Origin of the sequence: Sphingomonas telluris (assembly GCF_022568775.1) — a bacterium.
GTDB classification, from domain to species: domain Bacteria; phylum Pseudomonadota; class Alphaproteobacteria; order Sphingomonadales; family Sphingomonadaceae; genus Sphingomicrobium; species Sphingomicrobium telluris.
Genome location: NZ_JAKZHW010000001.1, coordinates 2030768 through 2051888, shown reverse-complemented (window position 1 = coordinate 2051888; position 21121 = coordinate 2030768). Strand labels below are relative to the sequence as shown.

Genomic DNA, 21121 nt, shown 5'->3' with positions numbered 1-21121 from the left:
GCCGCATTCGTCTAATCCCCGCGATCGTGGTTGTTGTTCCGTAGAAACCCTGGGACCGCGCCATCAGTGAGCGTTGCTCGCGGCGAGCGCTGATGCCTCCGCGGCGCACTGATCATTGGCAGGCGCGGGCTTCGATAATGCCGCGGTAACTTCTGCGCGCGCAGCTTCGAGGTCGGTGCGGAACGCGGGATCGGCGTGCAGGCGCGCAACCGTCGCGGCGGCGATGACTCGGCCGGCATCGATGTCGCTCTGCCAGTGCGCGTCGCAAACGAGCCGGCTCTGCCCGAATTCGCGTCCACGCTGAAGGATGGCGTCGGCGTGCGAAGGGTTGAGCTCGGCGAGCACCAACGCGAAGCCCCAGCCGATCGCGCTATGGCCCGACGGATAGGACCCGTCCTGGCGCAGCAGAGCCTCGTCCTTCGGGTAGCAGGTGCCTTCATGATGGGCGACGAACGGTCGCGTCCGCTTGTAATGGTCCTTGGCGCCATAGGTCGAAAGCCCGACGTCAATGAGCATTCTGGCGAGCAGCCCGTAGAGCCGCGGCCTCGCTCCCTTGTTGATGGAAAAGCCCATGGCGCAGGCGAAATCGTTGGGGATTTCCGGGAAACCGATCACGGCGTCCTCAGTAGCCAGTTGATAGCGCGCCGAACCCTTGAGGCGAGCCGCGGCCTTCCGTGCCTCCTCGTCCCGCTGCATCGCGGCAGAGCCTTTCCCCGGGGGCGGCGGGAGCAGCGCCAAGCTGTCGGGCAGCGCCTCGCGTGGCAGATAGCTCGGCGGGAGCTTACGCGGATCGGCCATGCGCGGATTGGCGGGCATCGCGGCTGGGGGAGTCTGCGCGAGGGAAAGCCCGGCAGCGAGGCCGATGAAGGCCGCCGGAATGATCGCGATCCTTCTCATTCTCGTCATGCTCGTCACTTCTTCGGGAACAGGAGGGTGAAGATCAGGCGTACGCCCCAGTTCGGGCCGTTCTGCGGAGCGGCCGCATAGTAGCGCACTCCGCCGCCGAAGCTGACTGGCTGCTTGCCCATGTGGGTGAGCTGCGTGACGGTGACGTTCACGGGCACCGTCCACTGCTTGCCCTTCCAGTCGTACGTCGATTCCGAGTTGAGTCCGAACGTCAGCGCCGAGGACGTGGTGTAGGAATAGAAGGGCTGCAGGAAAGTCGCGCTGACGTCGGCGCGATCATCGTCGCCGGCAACCGACCAGACGTGGTTCGCCAGCACCCCAAACGTGTGCTTGCCCGACTGCTTGAGCACGAGGCCGGTCACGCCAGCGCCCCACTTGCCGCTGCCGAGATTGCGGTTGGTCTCCGTGCGGTAGCTGAGCACCGGTCCGACCGCCCAGATGATGCCGCTCGGGCCCGGATGCTTCGGCGAGAAGAAGAAGCTTTGGACCGTGTCTCCGAGACCGAACTGGCTTTCGCCGGGAACGACGTCGTTCTGGTAGACGACCGGCACGATCGTGCGCAGGATCAGATTCCAGTTGTCGTTTAATCCGATCGGCACGACCGGCTGGATGTTCAGCGTCGATCTCGTGCCCTCGCCAGGCCCGACGCTGAAGTCGATATTCTCCTGGAACGGCACGCTGATCAGGCTCGCGACGGGATTGTTCAGCTGCTTGGCGAGCTCGTGCGCATCGGATCCCGCCGGTTCGGGGGGCGGGGCGTCCTGTGCATGGGCGACGGAACCGAGCACCGCCAGCGGCAGAAGCAGATACTTCACATCGGCCTCAGCGTTGAAGGGGCGGCGTGGCAGCGTGCGACGGCGCCGCCACGCCACAAGGGTCAACTCGCGCCGGCGCCGGCGCCTGCCATCTTCGCGACCGCGTCGTCGATCGTGAAGCTCCCCGGCCGCTGAACAGGCGGGAATTCCCTGAACGTTTCCGCGAATTTCGCCGCGCCCGCCTGAGCCGCGAAAATGAAGAAGTCGTTGTGCAGGATCCAATCATAATAAGTGTTTGAGGTAATATCTGCGAACTCGTAGGGATCAGTGCGGAGGTTGAAGACCTTCGGCAGGCGGAGCCTGGTAAACGGTTCTGCCCACACCTGCAGCGTCCCCTGACAGCGCTGTTCCATGAATACGACCTTCCAGTTGTCGTAGCGCATCCCCAGGATGTCGCCGTCATCACTGATGTAGAAGAAGAAGTTCCGTGGGCTCTTCTCCTTGCCGGTGATGTGACCGACCAGGCTGAACCCGTCGATATGGTTCTTGTAGGTTCGCCCGCAGGCCTTGTAGCCGGTCTTGAGCTTGTCGATTACGTCGGGCGCACCTGCCATCTCGAGGAACGTCGGCATCCAGTCGTGATGCTGGACGATCCCGTTCGAAACCGATCCGGCCTCGACCTTGCCCGGCCAGCGCACCAGCATCGGGATGCGAAAGGCCCCTTCCCAGTTGGTGTTCTTCTCGCTGCGGAACGGGGTCATTCCGCCGTCCGGCCAGGTATTGCGGTGCGGCCCGTTGTCGGTCGAATATTGCACGAAAGTATCATCGGCGATTCCGAGCTCGTCGAGCAGGTCGAGCATTTGACCGACGTTCTTGTCATGATCGATCATGGTGTCGTGGTAGTTAGACTGCCAGCGTCCCGCCTGACCCTTGCTCTTGGGCTTGGTGTGCGTGAACAGGTGCATATGGGTGGTGTTGAGCCACACGAAGAACGGCTTCCCGTCGGCCTGCGCCTTCTTGATAAACGCCGTGGCCTTCTCGACGAAGTCGTCGTCGCAGGTTTCCATCCGCTTTGTCGTCAGTGGGCCGGTATCCTCTATCTTTTGCTTGCCGACCTTGCCCCAGCGCTCCTGCTCGGTGGGATCGTCTTTGTCGCTCGCGAAACTGTGGATCACGCCGCGCGGACCGAAGCGTTCGCGGAAGTTCGGAATATCTTCATCCGTCGGATAGCTTTCCATCTCCGGCTCTTCTTCGGCATTGAGGTGATAAAGGTTGCCGTAGAACTCGTCGAAGCCGTGGTTGGTCGGCAACATGTGATTCAAATCGCCGAGATGGTTCTTGCCGAATTGCCCCGTGGCGTAGCCCTGTTCTTTGAGCAGCGCTGCGATGGTGACGATCTTGTCGTGCATTCCGATGGGAGAGGCGGGGATGCCGACCTTACTGAGGCCGGTGCGCAGTACGCTCTGCCCGGTGATGAACGACGAGCGGCCGGCGGTGCAGCTCTGCTCGCCGTAGCAGTCGGTGAACAGCATGCCTTCCCTGGCGATGCGGTCGATGTTGGGCGTCTGATAGCCCATCAAGCCATGAGTGTAGCAGCTGAGGTTCGACTGACCGATGTCGTCGCCCCAGATCACGAGAATATTGGGTTGCCTCTGCGGCATGAGTCGCTCCGGTGGGGTGGAGCGCAAACCATTCGCCGCCCGAGCAATCTAATTACATCGGGATTTCTATTGATTCAGGTCAAAGAAAATTGTCGCCGTTTCGCCCGTGAAATCTTCGCGGCATCGAGTGGTTAAGCCTATGTTAGTTTTGAAAACCTAGTTTACGTCGAATGGCTCAAAAGGGTGGGTGAGACGACGGCATTTCAGCAGGAATCATCGCGTTGTGTCGTCTGAAGAGGGTGGAAGACGATGTTTTTGGACCTGAAGTCGGGTGACCATTGGGGTGACCCTGTGTGCAAGAGCTGCAAGCTGGTGATCGCTCCGGCGGAACCAACGGAAGTTCTGAAGTTTGACGGTCATAACGACCAGCAGCTGGATGAGATGACCGGCCTCTATCATGCGCACTGCGCGAAGCCGTACCTCTCGATCCTCCGCGCCCTCAACGCACTGGGACGGTTCGGGCTCTAGGTTTCTTCCGCCTTGCCGGTTTCGACCCCGAATTCGGCAAGGTCGCGGCCCAGGAACCAGGCGAGGGCCGTGCGGATCGCCGCGATTGCTGCGAGCTGCCCGATCTCGCGCCAGCTTGGCGCGATCACCGTTCGGATTAGATCGGCCGCCAGCGCAAACTCCAGCGCGAGCAGGATCCAGCCCGCATAGTGCAGCCAGATTTCGCGCACCGCCGGCGCGAGCATGTGTCTACTGGCGATGATTTTGAGGACGGTCCAAAGCGCCCGGATCGACCCGATGGCGATAATCGCCACCATCGCCAGCTCGACTGCAAGCGCGACGATGGCGGCGATCTGCTCGACGGTTTCCATCGAAATTAACCCGCCGGAGCAGCCGCGGGTGGCGCGGCCGGCAGGTTCACGTGCAACGGGAAGTCGAGCGAGAAGAAGAAGGCGCGCCCGTCGAGGCGGTTCTTGGCTCCGAACTCCTCGAAATAGCGAACCCGAGCACTGACCGGCAGCTTCCCGAGGTTGAAGTTGTAGGCCGCGGTTGGTCCAACGCCTGTGACGCGACCCTTGAATGAACCCAGCCGCGCGCCGGCGCCGCTGTCGCCGGTAATCTGCTCAAGCATGTAGGACTGGATGCCGAGCGAGAATTTCTTGCTCAGCTTTCGCTCGACGGACGCCTCCAGGTGCAGGTCGGTGCCGGAGTTGTAATCCGTGAAATGGTTCTTGCCGTTGAACGTCAGGCCGGCCTTGCCGGAGACGTCCCACTTGCCGTCCGACCACGTGATCGCCGCCGACGTGTCGACGATCCAGCGATGGAAGGCGAGGTTCGACAACTCACCTTCGCGATAGGTCCCGACCGGGATGTTCACAGTCCCAATGACTGCGGCGTGGGTCTTGGGGTCGACCTTCCACGACAGCTCGGTCGTCGCCACCGGATCGCCGACGATCCACGCGGCGTCGCGCCGGCTGATATCGATGGTGCCGCCGTTCGGTCCGGTCAGGACGACATCGACCCCGACCTTCGGATGTCCGACGGGAACCGCGAATCCGATTCCGAGCGTGCCGCCCAGGGCATTTGTGCTGGGGACCCAAAGAACCGTCGCGAAGTCCGCGAACAGCTTCGCGTCGAGTCCTGCAACCACGTTTCCGCCCACGACGAACTCGCGGTCGCCTCCTGCTTTGCCGGGATAGTAGTAGGCGGTGTTGTCGAAGAAGATGCCGGTGAGAGGCGGCAGGTCCGCGGCGCCGGGACCTCCGGAACCGAGGAGATAGAAGCTCGCACCTCCTTCCCCGGCAAGCGCCGCGGAGGCAGTGAAGAGAGCCGAGGTTGTAAACGCGACGACACTCAAGTGCCGGAGATGCGTCGATTTTCGCATCGGCAATCCTTGCTCTGCTTAGCTGATAAATGTTCCGATACGCAGGCGTTTGCCGCACCATCATTCGGGTTAACCCCGATGTTTGGCCGGGCGAGACGGGACCTATTTGATGCGGATGGCTGAAACCGAGTCCGCTGGCGCGAACCTTAGCGCCGACGAGAAATCCGTCCTCCTGTCATCCAACAGAACCGCCATGTCGTTCGAGCGGACGATGATGAGCAGCGACCGCACCTTGATGTCCGTCGTGAGGACGTCGCTCAGCCTGATTGGCTTCGGATTCACGATCTTTCAGTTCTTCCACACGCTCAACAAGGACTTCCTGACCAGCCAGTTGCCCGTGGGCGCTCCTCGACGCTTCGGCGCCGCGCTGGTGGCGCTCGGGATCGTGCTGCTCGTGAACGGCATGTGGTACCACCACCAAGAGGTCAGCGCGCTCCGTCTCCGCCGGAAGGCGCTCCATGATCAAGGCCTGATCCGCCATCCGGAGATCCACAGTACGTCTTCGGCCGTGCTGATCGCGTTCCTTCTGCTGCTCGTCGGGTCGATGGCGATGTTCAGCATCCTCACCCGCAGCGGCCCCTTCTAGAAGGCGCGCGCCCCGTGAAGCAGCTGGTCCCTCTATTCGTGCAGATCAGCCTCCTGCTGATCGTCATGTCGATCGGTCTCCGCGCGCGGTGGAGTGACATCACCTATGTGCTGAAGCAGCCGCGGCACCTGGTGCGGGCGTTCGTTGCAGTGAACGTTGTCGTGCCGCTCGTCGCGTGGACATTGTGCCGCATGCTGCCTGTGGACCATCAAACCGCCGTCGGTCTGGTCATCATGGCAGCCTCGCCACTGGCGCCCTTCGCACCCGGCAAGATGCTGAAGGCGGGGGCCGACAGGCCCTATGTTGATGGCGTCTACCTGGTGATGCTGATCGCGGCAGTCTTCATCGTTCCCGCGACGGTCGCGATCCTCAGTGCAATTTCGGTGCACGGTCACGCCACGATCTCCGTCGGCGCCGTCGCACTGTTCGTCGCCAAGTCGGTCCTCGTTCCGATGGTCGTCGCGCTGACGATCAGCCAGCTCTGGCCGGAGTTTGCGAAGAAGGCAGAGCCGATCGCGCGCATCGTGGGTTACCTGCTGCTTCTGCCCATCGCCCTCCTTGTGATCCTGAAGTCAGGCGTGGGACTCATGTCGCTTATCGGCGACGGCACACTCGTCGTCATCACGGCCACCTGCCTTGCGGGAATAATCGCAGGTCATCTTCTCGGCGGTCGCCAGCAGGTGCACCGCATCGCCCTGGCGCAGGCCGCGGCGACACGCCATCCGGGCATCGCCGCGCTAATCGCGCATCAGAATACAAGCGATCCGAAAGTGACCCTCGCGATCATGCTGTTCCTGCTCGTGAGCATCGTCATCACGATGATCTACGCGCGCTGGATTCAGCACCGCGTGCCCGCCGAAGCCTAGACCTTCAGCGCTGCCGCCGCTTCGGCATCGCGTTTCAGGTTGCGCGCGAGTTGGGCCATTCCGTTAAGGTACTGCGGCGGCACGTGCACGTGGCGATATTCGAGTTGAGCCGCGGCGCGCAGGGTCCAGAACGGATCGATGAGGTGCGGCCGTGCTAACGCCACGAGATCCGCACGGCCCGCGGCGAGGATCGAATTGGCATGATCCGGCTCGTAGATGTTGCCGACCGCCATCGTCGCGAGCCGCGCTTCGTTGCGCAGCTTGTCGCTGAACGGTGTTTGGAACATGCGGCCATAGACAGGCTTTGCGCCAGTCCATGTCTGCCCGGCCGACACGTCGATCAGGTCCGCGCCTTCCCGCGCAAACGCTTCCGCGATCTCGACCGCATCTTCCGGCGTGATGCCCTGGTCGCCCGCCCAGTCGGTTGCGGAAATGCGCACGGACATCGGCTTTTCGGACGGCCACGCTGCCCGCATCGCCGCGAAGACTTCGAGGGGATAGCGCAAGCGGTTCTCGAGCGATCCTCCATATTCGTCGGTGCGCTTGTTCTGGAGCGGAGTCAGGAATCCGGACAGCAGGTAGCCGTGCGCGGAGTGCAGCTCGATCATGTCGAAACTCGCTTCCGCGCCCATGCGCACCGCGGTGACGAACTGGTCGCGAACCACGTCCATGTCCGCGCGCGTCATTGGCGTCGGCACCTGGTTGACGGGCGACCAGGCGACGTCGCTCGCCGCCATCACCGGCCAGTTGCCGTCGGGCAGCGGCGCATTGTCTTCTTCCCAGCCGACGCGCGTCGAACCCTTCGCGCCGGAATGCCCGAGCTGCAGGCAGATCTTCGCTTTCGAATTGGCGTGAACGAAGCCGACGATGCGCTTCCATGCCGCGACCTGCTCACCGTTCCACATACCGGTACAGCCGGGGCTGATCCGGCCTTCCGGCGACACGCAGGTCATCTCGGTAAAGACGAGGCCCGCACCACCCATCGCGCGTTCGCCGTAATGGACGAAGTGGAAGTCGTTCGGCGTTCCGTCGACAGCCGAATACATGGCCATGGGGGACACGGTGATGCGGTTCTCGAGTTGCATCTCGCGCAGCTTGAACGGCGCGAACATCGGGGGCGCGGTCTTGTTCGAACGGCCGTCGGTTGCGCGCTTCCAGAACCAGCGCTCGACGCTTTCCAGCCATTCGCGATCACGCAGCCGCAAATTCTCGTGGCTGATGCGCTGGCTACGGGTCAGCAATGAGTAGGCGAACTGCAGCGGCTCGAAATGCGTATAGCGCTCCAGCGTCTCGAACCACTCCGTGGAGTTGCGTGCGCTGTTCTGAAGCTTGAGGACTTCGAGGTTCCGCTCCGCGACGTATTCGTCCATGGCGGCTTCGAGGCTGAGACCGGGGCGGTTGAGCACCTCGGCCAGCTTGATGGCGTCTTCGAGCGCGAGCTTCGTGCCCGATCCGACCGAGAAATGCGCCGTATGCGCGGCGTCGCCGAGCAGGATGACGTTGCCGGTCGACCAGCGCTCGCATTTGATGCGGCGGAAGTTCAGCCAAGCGGCCGAACCGCGCAGATGCGCCGCGTTCGTCATGAGCTTGTGACGGTCGAGATATTTTGCGAACAGCTTCTCGCAGGCGGCGATGGCTTCGGCCTGCTCCATCTTGTCGAAGCCGAAATTGCGCCAGGTCTCCTCCGAACATTCAACGATGAAGGTCGAGCAATCCGCCGCGAAGCGATAGGCGTGCGCCCAGATCCACCCGTGCTCAGTCTTCTCGAACGCGAAGGTGAAGGCGTCGAAGACTTTCGACGTGCCGAGCCAGACGAACTTGTTCGCGCGCACGTCGACGTCGACGCCGAACGCATCTTCGTATGCGTCGCGAAAGCGCGAGTTGATGCCGTCGGACGCGATGACGAGGTCGTACTCGCGCCACTTCGGATCGGCGGGATCGCATTCCGCGTTGAACTCGATCGCGACGCCAAGCTCGCGCGCTCTGTCCTGAAGGATTTCGAGCAGACGCTTGCGCCCGATGCCGATGAATCCGTGCCCCGACGAGGTGATCGTCTCGCCGCCAAACTGGACGTCGATGTCGTCCCAGTGCGCGAATTCGTCGGCGATGATCTTCGCGGATTTGGGATCGTTCGCCTGCAGGTTCTCGACCGTCTGATCCGAGAAGACGACGCCCCATCCGAACGTCACGCCCGGCGCGTTGCGCTCGAAGACAGTGATGTCGTGCGAGGGGTCGCGCAGCTTCATCGAGATGGCGAAATAGAGTCCGGCGGGACCGGCGCCGACGCAGGCGATCTTCATCGAACGATGGCCCGAAGTTCGCCAAGTTCACTCCTCAACGCGCGAGCGCACGACCTTCCCGCATCGGCGGCGAGAGGGTCGGCGCAGGCATCAAGTCTATGAAGCGTCATGGCCGCAGCATGGCACAGCACCCCCGCCGTAGGACAGCAGGAACATCCGCAGGGGGACACGCGCTAGGATATGGATACAATGGCGTTTATAGACGCGGGTTGCGGCACCGCTTCTCCGATGAGACGAAGGTGTAATTGCAGGAGAGCGGAATGACTTTCCTCCTGATGGCTGCATTGCAGACCGTTAGCCCCGCGATGTCGGAGAGGATCGACCTGACGATCCCGCAGCCTTGCGCGAGCCCGAACGCGAGCGACGGTGAAGTGGTGGTCTGCGCTAATCCGAACGGAGAAAGCCCATACCGGCTGAACCAGCCGGAGCAGCCGGCTCGGAAAGCGATACCGTCGGCTCAGGCGCAGGTCGCGAAAGGCGTCAGCGTCGCGGCGGAGACTGAAAGGGCGGATGTCGGTGGGTTCGCCTCGAACCGAGCGATGGTCCGGCTGAAGATCAAGTTCTGAAGCTCACCCATCTCGGGATACACCCGTCCTGGCATGACCTTAGTCGCGGGGCTCGTCTCCGAAATCGGTCGAACGCTCCTGCTCCAGCTTGCGGAGGTCGGCTTCGCCCTCGTCGGCCATGATTTCCAAAAGGCGGGCCACCTCACGGTCCGTTGTGGATCGTGCAAGGCGACGTGCCAGCTCGATTCTTTCGCGAATGTGCGCGAGAACATCTTCCGACATGCGCGCTTCTTAGCGACTGATATCAATTGCCTGAAGCAACTTATGTAAGCCGCGGGTCGCCGCGGGGCTATCATTTGGGCCGTATGGCGTAGCCGCCGGTTTCGGTGTTAGTCTACGGCGTTCCGGGGCGGAGCGTGTTTGGCCGGGGGGCTCAATGCCTGCATATCGAGTGTATCGTCTGGATGGCCGCGGCAAGGTCGAAGCGGCGGAGTGGATCGAAGCGGAAACGGACGCGGAGGCGCTGCAGATCGCCGGCGATCGCGACTACTGCCCGCCGTGCGAGGTCTGGGAGCGCGACCGGTTCGTCGGAAAGGTCGGCCGCGAGACCGGCTGACCTCAGCGGTGAGGGCGCGGGAGTATCCTCGTGGAGACCCTCCCACTGACATCCCTGTTGATCTCGCAACGGCCAAGCACATGGGTGCTAGAGGACCTCGAGGGCAGGGTTGAAACCACGTAGGCGTCGCGCATCTGCCGGTACGACGCCCCGCAGAACTCCGCCGCTTGCGCAATCTCGGGAATCTTCTGTTCCCTGCAGGCGACCAACAAGAGGGCGGAGGCTGTTACCGCCAGAGGCCGCCTCAAGCCCGGTTCTCGCGGGCTGCGCGTTCCAGGGCGTCCATCGCCAGGATGTAGGGATAGGGGCCATGGCTGATGCGGGCCACGCCGGTGGCCGCGAGCTCTGAAATGGATGGTTCCGGCGACATGCGCATGACGTTCAGCGGCAAGGGCGAACGTTTCGCCAGGGCCCGGATTAGGTTCAGGTCCGTGACGAAGGGCACGAACAGCCCGTCGGCGCCCGCCTCCGCATAAGCCCGGCCGCGTTCGAGTGCTTCTTCGACCATCTCCATTGAATGCTCCTCGGCCGGCTTCTGAAAGAACACGTCCGTACGCGCATTGATGAAGAAGCCGGGAAGAGCCGCGTCCGCGGCGGCGCGCGCCGCTCTGTATCTTTCGACCGCATCTTCGGCCGGCCGAAGACTTCCGTCGGCGGGAAAGCTGTCCTCGAGATTGCAACCGATCGCACCCGCTTCGATCGCCAGCCTGACCGTTTCGCCGACGCCCTCCGGCTGCTGGCTGAAGCCGCTTTCAAGGTCGCCGGTTACCGGAAGATCGACCGCACCCGCGATGCTTTCGATAGTCTTGAGATGAAGCGATCGATCGACCTTCTCGCCGTCGGGAAGCCCATTGGCCGCGGCGATCGACCAGCTGCCCGTTGCGATCGCGGCCGCTTCGGACTTGGCGACCGCCTTCGCGCTGCCGGCATCCCACGCGTTGAAGAGAACTAGAGGCGTGCCGGGAACGTGGAGCGCGCGGAATGCGGCGGCCTTGTCTTGCTGGGTCATGCGGATCGATCCTCTCGCTCAGTCCTCGGGCGCTACGGTTACGCACAGGCCGTCGAGGTCGTCCGTCACTTTGATCTGGCACGACAGGCGGCTGTTCGGCTCGCGCCAGTCGGAAAGGGCGAGGATGGTTTCTTCTTCGGGCTGGATTGGGGGCAGGCGCTCGACCCAGTCCTCCGCGATGTAGACGTGACACGTCCCGCAGCTCGCGCAGCCGCCGCAGATCGCCTGGATCTGGCCGGGCTTGCGGATGTTGAGCATGAGCGACCGGCCGGTGCGCGCGTCGACCGGTTCCTGGCTCCCATCCCGTCGCGTAAGCCAGACCCGCGGCATGGTTCAGTTCAGCGCTTCGACGATGGTGACGTTGGCGATGCCGCCGCCTTCGCACATCGTCTGCAGGCCGAAGCGCTTGCCGTGACGGCTAAGCGCGTGGACGAGCGTCGCCATCAGCTTGGCGCCTGATGCTCCCAGCGGATGGCCAAGCGCGATGGCACCGCCGTGAACATTGAGCCGCAACGGGTCGGCTTCGAGCTGTTGGAGCCATGCGAGCGGCACCGGGGCGAAGGCCTCGTTGACCTCGTACAGGTCGAGCTCGCTCATGCTGCGGCCGGAGCGATCCAGCGCGACGCGCGTGGCGCGGATCGGCTCGTCGAGCATGATGACCGGATCGCCGGCCGTAACGGTCAGATGGTCGATGCGCGCCAGCGGCGTCAGGTTGTGCGCCTTCAATGCGCGCTCGTTGACGATCAGCACGCCGGATGCGCCGTCGCAGATCTGCGAGGCATTGCCGGCCGTGATGACGCCGTCGGGAACGAGGGTCTTCAAACCGCCAAGGCCTTCCAGCGAGGCATCGTAGCGGATGCCTTCGTCGGTTCGGTGCATGTCCCCGTTGACCGGCAGCGGAACGATCTCGCTTTCGAAGGCTCCGGCTTGGGTCGCGGCGGCCGCCTTCCGGTGGCTTTCGAGCGCGAAGGCGTCGCAATCCTCACGGCCGAATCCGTACTTCTTCGCCATCATCTCAGCGCCGCGGAACTGGGTGAATTCGGTGACGCCGTGTCGGTCCTTGATCGACTGCGGCCACGGGCCGGTGCCGATCCCGGCCTGCATCGGCAGGATCACCGGCAATCCCATGGGTACGCGCGTCATGCTCTCGACGCCCGCGGCGATGACCATGTCCTGCGTGCCGCTCATCACCGCCTGCGCGGCAAAGTGGACCGACTGCTGGGAGCTTCCGCATTGGCGGTCGATGGAGACCGCGGGAACGCTGTCGGGCAGCTTCGAGGCCATCACCATGTTGCGGCCGATGTGGAAGGACTGCTCGCCGATCTGGCCCACGCAGCCGACGATCACGTCGTCGATGGCCGCGGGATCGACGCCGGTACGCTCGACGAGTGCGTTTAGCACTGCCGCGCCGAGATCGGCCGGATGCCAGTTCTTCAGCGCGCCTTCGCGCTTGCCTCCAGCGGTCCGTGCGGCGTCGACGATATAGGCTTCCAAGCTCGTCCTCCTGAGTTCGGAGGCTTCCTACGCTTACCCGCCGATTGCGGAAAGGAAGTCGTCGATGGCGCCGTTGAATTCGGCCGGATTGTCGAGGTTCGCGAGGTGCGACGCGCCCCGCATGATGTGAAGCCTTGCGCCTGAAATGAGCGCTGCCAATTCCTCGGAAAGAGCGGGCGGAGTGATCGCGTCCTGGTCGCCGCAGATGATGAGGGTCGACACGCGGATTGCGGCAGCCCGCTCGCGTTGATTGGCTTGCCAGACGGCTCGTGCCCCAACGCGGTAGGCGGCTGGATCGATGCGGCCCATGGTGTCGATCACGTCGGCTCGGATCTGCGCATCTTCTGAGGCCATGAGAGCACCGACGCGAGCTTCGGCCAACTTGCGCATCCCGCCGCGGCTGGCGGCGACGCCGCGCTGGTAGATTGCCTCGCCCTCCGGGTGCACGGCGAAGCTGTCGGCTATGATCAGCGAGGCGCATCGATCGGGCGCCGCAGCGTGCAGCGCGATGGCCACGACTCCGCCGAGCGAGAGCCCGCAGACGTGCGCGCGGTCGATGCCGAGCGAGTCCATCCCTGCAAGCACCGCAGCTGCATAATCGTCGCGTGTAGCGTCCGCGTTGGAGGCGCTTTCGCCGTAGCCGGGGTAGTCGAACGCGACTGCGCGGCGCGCCTTGCCGAAATGGTCGAGCTGCGGCCGCCAAACGCTTTTGTCGGATCCGACGCCGTGAAGGAAAACGACAGGGGTCGCGCCGCCTGAACCCTGCTCAGAATAGCCGACACGACCGACTGCGGTTTCGATTGCTGCCATGGCCGCGGGGGTGAACGCCGGTGACGGGCTTGGCAAGATTACGATTCGCTGGCGAAACGGTTAAGCCGCCGCTCATCTCGACAGGTGCAAGGATGGTTCAACATCATTCGTGCCGAGGTTTGGCCAATGCGTAGTCTCCTATTTGCGGTGCTTGTCGCGAGCGCTGCCGCTCCCGCTTTTGCCGCGGGGCAAGACCAGGACTTTGGCGGCCGTCACCGCGGCCTTACCGTCCGCAACGCCGACCGGATCGAGTCTCGCAACGAGAGCCGTCGCGAAGAACGATCCTCGAACGCGCCGCAGCGGAGCGCCCAGCCGCAGCACGAGGCCGTCAGCCGGCCGCCGCCCGTCACGATGGACCGCCCCGCTCGCATGGACGTGCAGCGTCAGCCGCCGGCGCTCGATCGCCCACAGCACCGGGCAGCCGAGACCACGCGCGACGTCCCGGCCCAGCCGCCTGCGGCGGTCGAGCACCGCAACTTCGAACCACGCATGGTGCGACCGCCGCGCGAGGGTGAAGGCTCTCCGGTCCAGCGCAGCCCGGCTGGGAGCCATGTGCGCGAATGGCGAGGATCGGGCCGCCAGCAGGTCGAAAGTCCGACCTCCACCGTCGAGCATCGCGCTCCCGGCACCACGATCGAGGAACGCAACCTTCGGCGCGCGCCGCCGACGAGCGAGCATGGCGAGCTCGTTCAGCAGCGCCGGCCGATTCCGGGCGTTCTCGAACGTGAGCGGCGGATCAGCCGTACGCCGGTCCTCGGCACCGAACCGCCCGTGCCGCGCACGGCGACCAACCGCGCTGCGCGGCCCGAACGTCATTGGCGAACTGACTGGCGCAGCGATCATCGCTACAATTGGAACAATTGGCGGCACCACCATCGCTCGCACTTCCATCTGGGGCTCTACTCCGACCCGTTCGGATGGGATTACTTTCGCTACAATGTCGGGTGGCGGCTGTGGCCGAGCTATTACCGGAGCAGCTATTGGCTGAGCGACCCGTGGCAGTATCGCCTGCCGCCGGCCTACGGTCCGTATCGCTGGGTGCGTTATTATGACGATGCGGTTCTAGTGAACATCTACACCGGCGAAGTGGCCGACATCGTCTATAACTTCTTCTGGTAGACAGCGCGCGCCGGTTGGCCGAAGGGGCGTTGCGCGTCGCACCTGCGCGATGACCGTCGCCTCGATCGAATCACGGGAGCCTCATGAAACTCGCACTTCGTACCGCGCTTCTCTGCGCCACCGTCTCTGCTTTGGCCGCCTGCGCGACCGCGCCTACGCTGGCGCCTGCCGCTCCCGCAGAAGTCGCTCCGCCGGCTGAGCCTGCCGCTGCACCGGCGCCGGAGAAGAGCGCGCACGATCGGCTGTTCGAGCTGTTCAAGGCGAGCGACGAAGCCTCGCTCAAGCGCAATCCGATCAACGCGATCTTCCGCGGCGACCTGCGCTACGCGGACCGGCTCGGCGATAATATCACCGACGAATATTATGCAGCGGAGAAGGCGGCCGGAGAGGCGGACCTGGCCGCGCTTCACGCCATCCCGCGCGACCAGCTCAACGAGACCGACCAGCTCGCCTACGACACGTTCGAATATGCGACGAAGGACACGCTGCGCAGCTACGATCCGGCCATCCTCAACCTGACCAAAGTTCGGCCGATCAACCACTTCTTCGGCATCCACACCTTCTACCCGACGTTCGCGAGCGGGAAGGGCGGAGCGCCGTTCAACACACTCGAGGACTATGAGAACAACCTGAAGCGTCACAAGGATTTCGTGGTCTACATCGACCGCGCGATCGGCCGCTTCAAGGAAGGCGAGCAGGCCGGTGTCGTCGACACCAAGCTGACCGTTCGCAACATGGTCGAGCAGCTCGATACGCAGCTGAAGCAGAAGCCGGAGGACTCGCCTTACTTTGGGCCGGTGAAGCAGTTCCCGGCGGCCATTGGCGCGGCGGACCGCGAGCGGCTGACAAAGGAATATCGCACGGCGATCAGCGACGAGATCTATCCGGTCCTGACGCGCCTGCGCGACTTTCTGAAGAACGAATATCTCGGCCATGCACGCGAGGGCGTCGGCCTCATGTACATGAAGGGCGGCGACGCGTTGTACCGGTACCAGGTGCAGTCGACGACGACGCTGCCGATGACCCCGGACGAGATCCACAACCTCGGCCTCAGCGAGGTCGCCCGGATCACCAAAGGCTTCGAGAAGGTGCGTCAGGAGGTCGGCTTCAAGGGCAACCTCGCGCAGTTCTTCGACTACATCCGGACGGACAAGAAATTCCAGCCGAAGAGCCGCGAGTCCTACACGCAGGCCTTCTACGACGTTCAGAAGAAGGTCGAGCCGAAGCTTCCGGAGCTCTTTTCGACCATGCCCAAGGCGGGGCTGGTGATCACGCCCTACCCACCTTTCCGCGAGAAGTTCGAGGCTGGCGGATCGTACGAGCCGGGCACTCCCGACGGGAAGCGTCCGGGCACCTTCTACTTCAACGCCTACGACCTGCCGTCGCGCAACCTGACCGAGGACACCACCCTGTTCCTCCACGAGGGCGAGCCGGGCCATCACTTCCAGATCAGCATTGCGCAGGAGAATGAGGCGCTGCCGAGCTTCATGCGCTTCGGCGGAAACACTGCCTATGTCGAGGGCTGGGCGCTTTACGCCGAGACCCTTGGCTACGGCATGGGCCTCTACACCGATCCGTATCAGCGCTTCGGGACGCTCAACGACGAGATGCTGCGTGCGATGCGGCTGGTGGTCGACACTGGCATCCACGCAAAAGGTTGGACCCGCGATCAGGCGATCAAGTACATGCTCGACCATTCGGGGATGAGCCGCACGGACGCGACCGCCGAAGTCGAGCGCTACATCGCCATCCCGAGCCAGGCGACCGCCTACAAGATCGGCGCGCTGACCATCCAGCGGCTGCGCGCGAAGGCCGAGGCAGAGCTCGGGCCGAAGTTCGACATCCGCGAGTTCCACGCCGAGGTGCTGAACACGGGCGCTCTTCCGCTGCAGATCCTGGAACAGAAGATCGACCGCTGGATCGCGGCCAAGAAGGGCAGCTGATCAGCCGGCGAGATCGCCGGCGTCCAGCTCGGCGAATGGAGCGAACTTCACTTCGCGTTTGACGAAGTGCGTCTCGTACCGGCGCACCGTCGGCGAAGAGGCGAGCAGTTCATCTGCGACGGCGTTGAACTGCGACATGCTTTCGCAGTCGAACAGCGCGATCATGTCGTGGGGCCCGGCGATCTCGTAGCAATATTGCACGCAGGGCGAGGCGCTCAGGCGCTTCTCCAGCGCGTCCTTCCCTTTAAGATCGGCATGCTCGCTGAGCTGCAGCAGGACGATCGCGCGCAGCCTCCTTTCAGTCAGCCGGGGCGAAAGCAGCGCTATGGTCCTCGCGATGAAGCCGCTGGAACGAAGCCGGCGCAACCGACGGGCGATCGCCGAGGGCGACAGCGGAATCCGCTCCGCCAGCGAATCGGCTGTCTGTCCATCATCGCGCTGCACCTCGTTGAGGAGCGCCAGATCGAACCTGTCGAGCATCGTGCCTCTCTTGCCAAAATTTGGCAGCAGTCGCAGCAAAATTGCACACATCTTGCGCATCGATTGCGATACTGTATTAGTCATACAACACAGTGGAGCGTATCGATGCTGTTAAAGTCCTTGTTCCTGGCCGGCGCCGCATGCTGCGCCGCTGCACCTTTGCTTGCGCAGGCGCCCGCCGCACCCTCGACGCTTTCGGCAGACCAGCTTCGCGCTGCTGTCCTTGAGCCCGGCGAGGGTCGAAAAGTCGCTGACACGCTCGCCGACGAGCTGACCGGCAAGTTCGTTATTCCCGAGCAGGGCAGGCAATATGCCGAAATGCTTCGCGCCAATGCTGCAGCGGGCCGCTATGACAAGGGCACGCGCGGGGATCTGGCCAAGCTCATCACCGACGATCTCATGGCCACGCACAAGGATGGGCACTTGCACCTGTCGGTGACCGAACCCGAGCCTGCTGGCGGCAACAGCGGCCCACCGAGCGATTTCCCCAAGCTCATCCAGTCCGCGAAATGGCTTGCTCCGGGCGTTGCCTACATCCGGCCGAGCGCCTTCTTCTCGACCGATGATGAGATTGCGGCCTTCAAGGCCTTCATGCGCGATCACAGCACCGCGAAGGCCATGATCTTCGATCTGCGCAACCATCACGGCGGCCGGCTCGGTGAGATGGACGTGATCTTCCCGTACCTGTTCGCGGAGAAGACTCCGCTCGTGCGGATGGAGATGTCGCGGGCAATCTACGACAAGTTCGGGTCGCCGTTCGGCGAGGCGCCGACGCTGGAGTTCGCGAAGGACGACGCGCGCATCACGGCCACGCATTACGCGGTGCCGGGTCAGGCAACGCCGCTGCGCGACGCGAAGATCTATGTGCTGACGTCGAACGCCACGGCCTCTGCGGGCGAACATTTTGCGCTGGCCTTCAAGAGCACGGGCCGGGCGACCCTGATCGGCGAGGCAACCGCTGGCGCCAATCACTTCGGCGGTCCCGGACCCGTCGGCGATCATTTCACCGTCTGGATGCCGGTCGGCCGAACCTACGACATCAAGACGGGCCAGGATTGGGAGGGTGCGGGTGTTGCGCCGGACCTCGCCGTCGACCCGAAGCAGGCGCTCGTCGTCGCCCTGGAGAAGGCCGGCCTGTCGCATGCCGACGCCGTCCGGATCGACGCGACCGAAGTTCCGCTGGAGCCTGTACACAAGGACAAGGTGCGTGCCCGTTGATCCTGCGCCTTGCCAAATTCTGGCAGGCCGTTGGTCGAATTTGCCGATAATTCGTCCGCCGGGCAGCGTATACTCGGGCCATCGAGGAGAAGGGTGATGTCTACGCTTCCGCGTAAGTTGCTTCTTCTGATCGCACTCTGCTGGGTCGCTCCCCTCGCGGCCCAGCAGCGTCCGGTCGCGTCCACGCAGACCCACGCGAAGGGCTGCCCCTATGCAGAGGCGAGGGCCAGGGCGGCAGCGCAGTCGCACGTCAAGGCGTCGACCGTCATTGTCGTGACCGACAGCGGAGCCTTCGGCGACGTACCGATGCTCGGTGCCGCGCGCCGCGCTTTCCAGCCCTAGGCGGGCTTCGCCAGCGCTTCCGCGATCAGCCGGCGGCTGTTGTCGATTCCATAGAGCGCAATGAAGCTGCCCATGCGCGGGCCCTGGCTCGATCCGAGAAGCGTCTCGTAAAGCGCCTGGAACCAGCCGCGCAGGCTCTCGAACGGATGGCGCTTGCCGACCTCGAACACGATGTTCTGGATGGCTTCTCCGTCGGCGTCGCCCGGTAGCTTCGCCAACTCGGCGTCGAGATCCTTGAGCGCGGCGACCTCGACCTCGTTCGGGGGTCGGCGCTTCAGAGTCGGGACCACGAAGTCGCGGGCATAGTTGACGGCAAGGCCGATCAGCTCGTCGAGCTCGGCGTGCGTGTCGGGCGACGTATCCGGCGCGTAGCGCTGCACGAACCGCCACGCCGTTTCCTTGTCGTGCACGCCCGGCAGGCTGACGAGGTTCAGCAGCAGGCCGTAGGTGAGGGGCAGGCTTTCCGGCGCGGGTATGCGGCCATTGTGAATGTGATGCACCGGGTTGCCGAGCCGCTGCTCGGTCGGCTGGCCGGCGTAATTGCCGCGGAACTGCCAGTACTCGTCTACCGCGCGCGGGATCAGGCCGAGGTGCAGGCTCTTCGCCTTCTTCGGCTCGCGATAGATGTAGAAGGCGAGGCTCGGCTCGCTGCCGTAGCGAAGCCACTCCTCGAGGCTGAGCCCGTTGCCCTTCGATTTGGAGATCTTCTCGCCCTTCTCGTCGAGGAACATCTCATAGTTGAAGCCCTCAGGGGGCCGTCCGCCCAGCACGCGGGCGATCTTCGACGACTGGGTGACGCTGTCGATCAGGTCTTTGCCGGCCATTTCATAATCCACGCCGAGCGCGACCCAGCGGGCGGCCCAGTCGACCTTCCACTGGAGCTTGGCGTTTCCGCCGAGTGCGGACTGCTGAACGCGCCCCTCTTCATCTTCGAACGCGATCAATCCCTCCTCGGCATCGATCACCTGAACCGGGACCTGCAGCACCTTGCCCGAAGAGGGCGAGACGGGGAGGATCGGCGAATAGGTCTGACGCCGCTCCTCGCGAAGGGTCGGGAGCATGACGCCCATGACACCGTCCCAGTTACGCAGGACCTGGCGGATGATCTCGTCGAAGCGGCCGCTCGAATAGCATTCGGTCGCCGACAGGAAGTCGTAGTCGAACCCGAAGCGGTCGAGGAAGTGACGCAGCATCGCATTATTGTGATGCGCAAAGCTCTCGTGGCTGCCGAACGGATCCGGAATCTGCGTGAGCGGCTTGCCGAGATGCTGCGCGAGCATCTCCTGCTCCGGCACATTGTCCGGCACCTTGCGCAGGCCGTCCATGTCGTCGGTGAAGGCGATCAGCCGCGTCGGCGCTCCGCCGGTCAATTCCTCATACGCCTGGCGGACGAAGGTCGTGCGCGCGACCTCGTTGAACGTGCCGATGTGCGGGAGGCCCGACGGACCGTATCCAGTCTCGAAGATCATCGGCTCGCCGTTGGGCTTGCCGTCGGGCCAGCGCTTCAGCAACTTGCGCGCTTCTTCGTAAGGCCACGCCTTCGAGACGAGTGCCGCCTCGCGGATTGCATCCATTTCGGTCATCGGGCCGCTCCTAGCGAAGCAATACCCCCGCTGCTACCTCTCGCACGGTGCAGCCCGTCGCCGAATTCCACGACGTGAACCGCGAACGGTTCGACACTATGGTCGTGCCGCGCGGCAGGCCGGCGGTGCTCCGCGGCCTCGTCGCCGATTGGCCGGCGGTGCAGGCCGCGCGTCAAGGCTACGAAGCGCTGGCCGACTATCTTCGCGGCGTCGCCAGCGAGGAGCCGTTCGAGGCGTGGTTCGGAGCGCCCGAGATCGGCGGCCGCTTCGGCTACAACGAGGCGTTCGACGGCTACAATCACGAGCGGCGGCTCGCGACGGTCGGGCAATTGCTCGATCTGCTGATGCGCCAGCGCGGGCATGATGCGCCTTATTCGATGTACGCGGGCGGCATTCCTATCCGGAAGCATCTGCCGGGGCTGATGCCCGACATCGGAGTGCCGCTGCTCGACAAGAGCCGGGAGACATTGATCTCGCTTTGGCTCGGCAACCGCACGCGGGTCGCGCCGCACTGGGACCTGCCGCAGAACCTCGCCTGCGTGATCGCCGGGCGACGGCGATTCACTTTGTTTCCGACGGAGCAGCTCAAGAACCTGTACGTCGGCCCGCTCGACTTCACGCTGGCGGGACAGCCGACGAGCCTGGTCGATCTGGACAATCCCGATTTCGAGCGGCACCCGCGATTCCGGGAGGCGTTGCAGGTGGCCGAAACGGTCGAGCTCGCGCCCGGAGACGCGCTCTATCTTCCGAGCCTGTGGTGGCATGCGGTCTCGTCGCTCGACGAGATCGGAGCGATGGTGAATTTCTGGTGGCGAGCGGGCGATCCGCCGCATCTGTCGCCGCGCAACGCGCTCTATCATGCGGTGATTACGCTGAAGGATCTGCCGCCAAAAGAACGCGAGCGGTGGCGGATTTTCTTCAATCACTACGTCTTCGGCGATGACGGCGACCCGGTCGAGCATTTGCCCGAGCAGGCGCGCGGGATTCTCGGCCGGCGGACGCCGGAGCTGGTCGCGCGGGTCAAGGCGTTGCTCGTTCAAGCCCTTTCGCGCTGACCGACCCGTTCCACTTTCGTTCGCACGCCTTATAGTCGGCC

Annotated in this window: 23 protein-coding genes; 10 read left to right on the top strand and 13 right to left on the bottom strand. The window is 63.9% G+C overall.

The genetic code is table 11. The annotated features are described in order from the left end of the window. Positions 1-63 precede the first annotated feature (63 nt). The 3 genes from LZ016_RS10390 to LZ016_RS10380 form a co-directional block, all read right to left on the bottom strand. The gene (locus tag LZ016_RS10390) at positions 64-906 is read right to left on the bottom strand and encodes an acid phosphatase (RefSeq protein ID WP_241447304.1); all 843 of its coding nucleotides are present in this window, start codon (positions 904-906) and stop codon (positions 64-66) included. Positions 907-911: 5 nt separating this feature from the next. Then, on the bottom strand, positions 912-1721 hold the full coding sequence (locus LZ016_RS10385; protein ID WP_241447303.1) for a hypothetical protein: 810 nt from the start codon (positions 1719-1721) through the stop codon (positions 912-914). Positions 1722-1783: 62 nt separating this feature from the next. Next, a complete protein-coding gene (locus LZ016_RS10380) occupies positions 1784-3322 on the bottom strand; it encodes an arylsulfatase (protein ID WP_241447302.1) in 1539 nt (512 codons plus the stop codon). A 249-nt stretch (positions 3323-3571) separates the two neighbouring features. Here LZ016_RS10380 and LZ016_RS10375 point away from each other — a divergent pair, with 249 nt between their 5' ends. After that, positions 3572-3790 (top strand): hypothetical protein, encoded by a 219-nt coding sequence (locus LZ016_RS10375; RefSeq protein ID WP_241447301.1) that lies wholly within the window; start codon positions 3572-3574, stop codon positions 3788-3790. On the opposite strand, the gene LZ016_RS10370 is transcribed toward LZ016_RS10375, so the two are convergent. Together LZ016_RS10370 and LZ016_RS10365 are read right to left on the bottom strand one after the other, a co-directional pair. Further along, the gene (locus LZ016_RS10370) at positions 3787-4140 is read right to left on the bottom strand and encodes a DUF1622 domain-containing protein (protein ID WP_241447300.1); all 354 of its coding nucleotides are present in this window, start codon (positions 4138-4140) and stop codon (positions 3787-3789) included. The genes LZ016_RS10375 and LZ016_RS10370 overlap by 4 nt on opposite strands. 5 nt (positions 4141-4145) lie before the next feature. Then, on the bottom strand, positions 4146-5153 hold the full coding sequence (locus LZ016_RS10365; RefSeq protein ID WP_241447299.1) for a SphA family protein: 1008 nt from the start codon (positions 5151-5153) through the stop codon (positions 4146-4148). Between the two features lie 115 nt (positions 5154-5268). Here LZ016_RS10365 and LZ016_RS10360 point away from each other — a divergent pair, with 115 nt between their 5' ends. After that, positions 5269-5739: a YidH family protein gene (locus LZ016_RS10360; RefSeq protein WP_241447298.1), complete on the top strand. Its 471-nt coding sequence runs from the start codon at positions 5269-5271 to the stop codon at positions 5737-5739. A 14-nt stretch (positions 5740-5753) separates the two neighbouring features. Next, positions 5754-6605 carry a bile acid:sodium symporter family protein gene (locus LZ016_RS10355; protein WP_241447297.1) on the top strand — a complete coding sequence of 284 codons (852 nt, stop codon included), beginning with the start codon at positions 5754-5756 and terminating at the stop codon, positions 6603-6605. Here LZ016_RS10355 and LZ016_RS10350 read toward each other — a convergent pair. Then, positions 6602-8905 carry a bifunctional salicylyl-CoA 5-hydroxylase/oxidoreductase gene (locus tag LZ016_RS10350; RefSeq protein WP_241447296.1) on the bottom strand — a complete coding sequence of 768 codons (2304 nt, stop codon included), beginning with the start codon at positions 8903-8905 and terminating at the stop codon, positions 6602-6604. The two genes, LZ016_RS10355 and LZ016_RS10350, sit on opposite strands and share 4 nt — an antisense overlap. 260 nt (positions 8906-9165) lie before the next feature. Between LZ016_RS10350 and LZ016_RS10345 the strand changes: the two genes are divergently transcribed. Then, entirely contained in the window at positions 9166-9471 is a 306-nt protein-coding gene (locus LZ016_RS10345) for a hypothetical protein (protein WP_241447295.1), read from the top strand. Positions 9472-9510: 39 nt separating this feature from the next. Here LZ016_RS10345 and LZ016_RS10340 read toward each other — a convergent pair whose 3' ends face one another. Beyond that, positions 9511-9693 (bottom strand): hypothetical protein, encoded by a 183-nt coding sequence (locus tag LZ016_RS10340; protein WP_241447294.1) that lies wholly within the window; start codon positions 9691-9693, stop codon positions 9511-9513. A gap of 154 nt (positions 9694-9847) precedes the next feature. Here LZ016_RS10340 and LZ016_RS10335 point away from each other — a divergent pair, with 154 nt between their 5' ends. Next, positions 9848-10027 carry a hypothetical protein gene (locus LZ016_RS10335; RefSeq protein WP_241447293.1) on the top strand — a complete coding sequence of 60 codons (180 nt, stop codon included), beginning with the start codon at positions 9848-9850 and terminating at the stop codon, positions 10025-10027. A 244-nt stretch (positions 10028-10271) separates the two neighbouring features. Here LZ016_RS10335 and LZ016_RS10330 read toward each other — a convergent pair whose 3' ends face one another. The 4 genes from LZ016_RS10330 to LZ016_RS10315 are packed head-to-tail and all read right to left on the bottom strand — an operon-like array spanning position 10272 to position 13340. Further along, on the bottom strand, positions 10272-11036 hold the full coding sequence (locus LZ016_RS10330) for an isocitrate lyase/PEP mutase family protein (RefSeq protein ID WP_241447292.1): 765 nt from the start codon (positions 11034-11036) through the stop codon (positions 10272-10274). A gap of 18 nt (positions 11037-11054) precedes the next feature. Further along, a complete protein-coding gene (locus tag LZ016_RS10325) occupies positions 11055-11366 on the bottom strand; it encodes a 2Fe-2S iron-sulfur cluster-binding protein (protein WP_241447291.1) in 312 nt (103 codons plus the stop codon). A gap of 3 nt (positions 11367-11369) precedes the next feature. Further along, on the bottom strand, positions 11370-12530 hold the full coding sequence (locus LZ016_RS10320) for an acetyl-CoA C-acetyltransferase (RefSeq protein WP_241447290.1): 1161 nt from the start codon (positions 12528-12530) through the stop codon (positions 11370-11372). Between the two features lie 33 nt (positions 12531-12563). Next, complete coding sequence (locus tag LZ016_RS10315; RefSeq protein WP_241447289.1) at positions 12564-13340, bottom strand: alpha/beta fold hydrolase; 777 nt, start codon at positions 13338-13340, stop codon at positions 12564-12566. Between the two features lie 126 nt (positions 13341-13466). Between LZ016_RS10315 and LZ016_RS10310 the strand changes: the two genes are divergently transcribed. After that, entirely contained in the window at positions 13467-14459 is a 993-nt protein-coding gene (locus tag LZ016_RS10310) for an RcnB family protein (protein WP_241447288.1), read from the top strand. An 83-nt stretch (positions 14460-14542) separates the two neighbouring features. Further along, entirely contained in the window at positions 14543-16402 is a 1860-nt protein-coding gene (locus LZ016_RS10305; protein WP_241447287.1) for a DUF885 domain-containing protein, read from the top strand. Here LZ016_RS10305 and LZ016_RS10300 read toward each other — a convergent pair whose 3' ends face one another. Then, on the bottom strand, positions 16403-16882 hold the full coding sequence (locus LZ016_RS10300; RefSeq protein WP_241447286.1) for an Lrp/AsnC family transcriptional regulator: 480 nt from the start codon (positions 16880-16882) through the stop codon (positions 16403-16405). A gap of 105 nt (positions 16883-16987) precedes the next feature. Between LZ016_RS10300 and LZ016_RS10295 the strand changes: the two genes are divergently transcribed. Together LZ016_RS10295 and LZ016_RS10290 are read left to right on the top strand one after the other, a co-directional pair. Continuing rightward, positions 16988-18100 carry a S41 family peptidase gene (locus tag LZ016_RS10295; protein ID WP_241447285.1) on the top strand — a complete coding sequence of 371 codons (1113 nt, stop codon included), beginning with the start codon at positions 16988-16990 and terminating at the stop codon, positions 18098-18100. A gap of 96 nt (positions 18101-18196) precedes the next feature. Further along, on the top strand, positions 18197-18442 hold the full coding sequence (locus LZ016_RS10290; protein WP_241447284.1) for a hypothetical protein: 246 nt from the start codon (positions 18197-18199) through the stop codon (positions 18440-18442). On the opposite strand, the gene LZ016_RS10285 is transcribed toward LZ016_RS10290, so the two are convergent. Continuing rightward, complete coding sequence (locus tag LZ016_RS10285; RefSeq protein ID WP_241447283.1) at positions 18439-20025, bottom strand: lysine--tRNA ligase; 1587 nt, start codon at positions 20023-20025, stop codon at positions 18439-18441. The two genes, LZ016_RS10290 and LZ016_RS10285, sit on opposite strands and share 4 nt — an antisense overlap. Positions 20026-20072: 47 nt before the next feature. Here LZ016_RS10285 and LZ016_RS10280 point away from each other — a divergent pair, with 47 nt between their 5' ends. Continuing rightward, positions 20073-21080, top strand: a complete 1008-nt coding sequence (locus tag LZ016_RS10280; RefSeq protein ID WP_241447282.1) for a cupin-like domain-containing protein — start codon at positions 20073-20075, stop codon at positions 21078-21080. Positions 21081-21121: the final 41 nt, after the last annotated feature.

Bases quoted from the DNA above. Each gene is read 5' to 3' on its own strand.
- LZ016_RS10390 (WP_241447304.1), bottom strand. From the start codon at position 906: ATGACGAGAATGAGAAGGATCGCGATCATTCCGGCGGCCTTCATCGGC.
- LZ016_RS10380 (WP_241447302.1), bottom strand. From the start codon at position 3,322: ATGCCGCAGAGGCAACCCAATATTCTCGTGATCTGGGGCGACGACATC.
- LZ016_RS10375 (WP_241447301.1), top strand. From the start codon at position 3,572: ATGTTTTTGGACCTGAAGTCGGGTGACCATTGGGGTGACCCTGTGTGC.
- LZ016_RS10370 (WP_241447300.1), bottom strand. From the start codon at position 4,140: ATGGAAACCGTCGAGCAGATCGCCGCCATCGTCGCGCTTGCAGTCGAG.
- LZ016_RS10365 (WP_241447299.1), bottom strand. From the start codon at position 5,153: ATGCGAAAATCGACGCATCTCCGGCACTTGAGTGTCGTCGCGTTTACA.
- LZ016_RS10360 (WP_241447298.1), top strand. From the start codon at position 5,269: ATGGCTGAAACCGAGTCCGCTGGCGCGAACCTTAGCGCCGACGAGAAA.
- LZ016_RS10350 (WP_241447296.1), bottom strand. From the start codon at position 8,905: ATGAAGATCGCCTGCGTCGGCGCCGGTCCCGCCGGACTCTATTTCGCC.
- LZ016_RS10345 (WP_241447295.1), top strand. From the start codon at position 9,166: ATGACTTTCCTCCTGATGGCTGCATTGCAGACCGTTAGCCCCGCGATG.
- LZ016_RS10340 (WP_241447294.1), bottom strand. From the start codon at position 9,693: ATGTCGGAAGATGTTCTCGCGCACATTCGCGAAAGAATCGAGCTGGCA.
- LZ016_RS10335 (WP_241447293.1), top strand. From the start codon at position 9,848: ATGCCTGCATATCGAGTGTATCGTCTGGATGGCCGCGGCAAGGTCGAA.
- LZ016_RS10330 (WP_241447292.1), bottom strand. From the start codon at position 11,036: ATGACCCAGCAAGACAAGGCCGCCGCATTCCGCGCGCTCCACGTTCCC.
- LZ016_RS10325 (WP_241447291.1), bottom strand. From the start codon at position 11,366: ATGCCGCGGGTCTGGCTTACGCGACGGGATGGGAGCCAGGAACCGGTC.
- LZ016_RS10315 (WP_241447289.1), bottom strand. From the start codon at position 13,340: ATGGCAGCAATCGAAACCGCAGTCGGTCGTGTCGGCTATTCTGAGCAG.
- LZ016_RS10310 (WP_241447288.1), top strand. From the start codon at position 13,467: ATGCGTAGTCTCCTATTTGCGGTGCTTGTCGCGAGCGCTGCCGCTCCC.
- LZ016_RS10305 (WP_241447287.1), top strand. From the start codon at position 14,543: ATGAAACTCGCACTTCGTACCGCGCTTCTCTGCGCCACCGTCTCTGCT.
- LZ016_RS10300 (WP_241447286.1), bottom strand. From the start codon at position 16,882: ATGCTCGACAGGTTCGATCTGGCGCTCCTCAACGAGGTGCAGCGCGAT.
- LZ016_RS10295 (WP_241447285.1), top strand. From the start codon at position 16,988: ATGCTGTTAAAGTCCTTGTTCCTGGCCGGCGCCGCATGCTGCGCCGCT.
- LZ016_RS10290 (WP_241447284.1), top strand. From the start codon at position 18,197: ATGTCTACGCTTCCGCGTAAGTTGCTTCTTCTGATCGCACTCTGCTGG.
- LZ016_RS10285 (WP_241447283.1), bottom strand. From the start codon at position 20,025: ATGACCGAAATGGATGCAATCCGCGAGGCGGCACTCGTCTCGAAGGCG.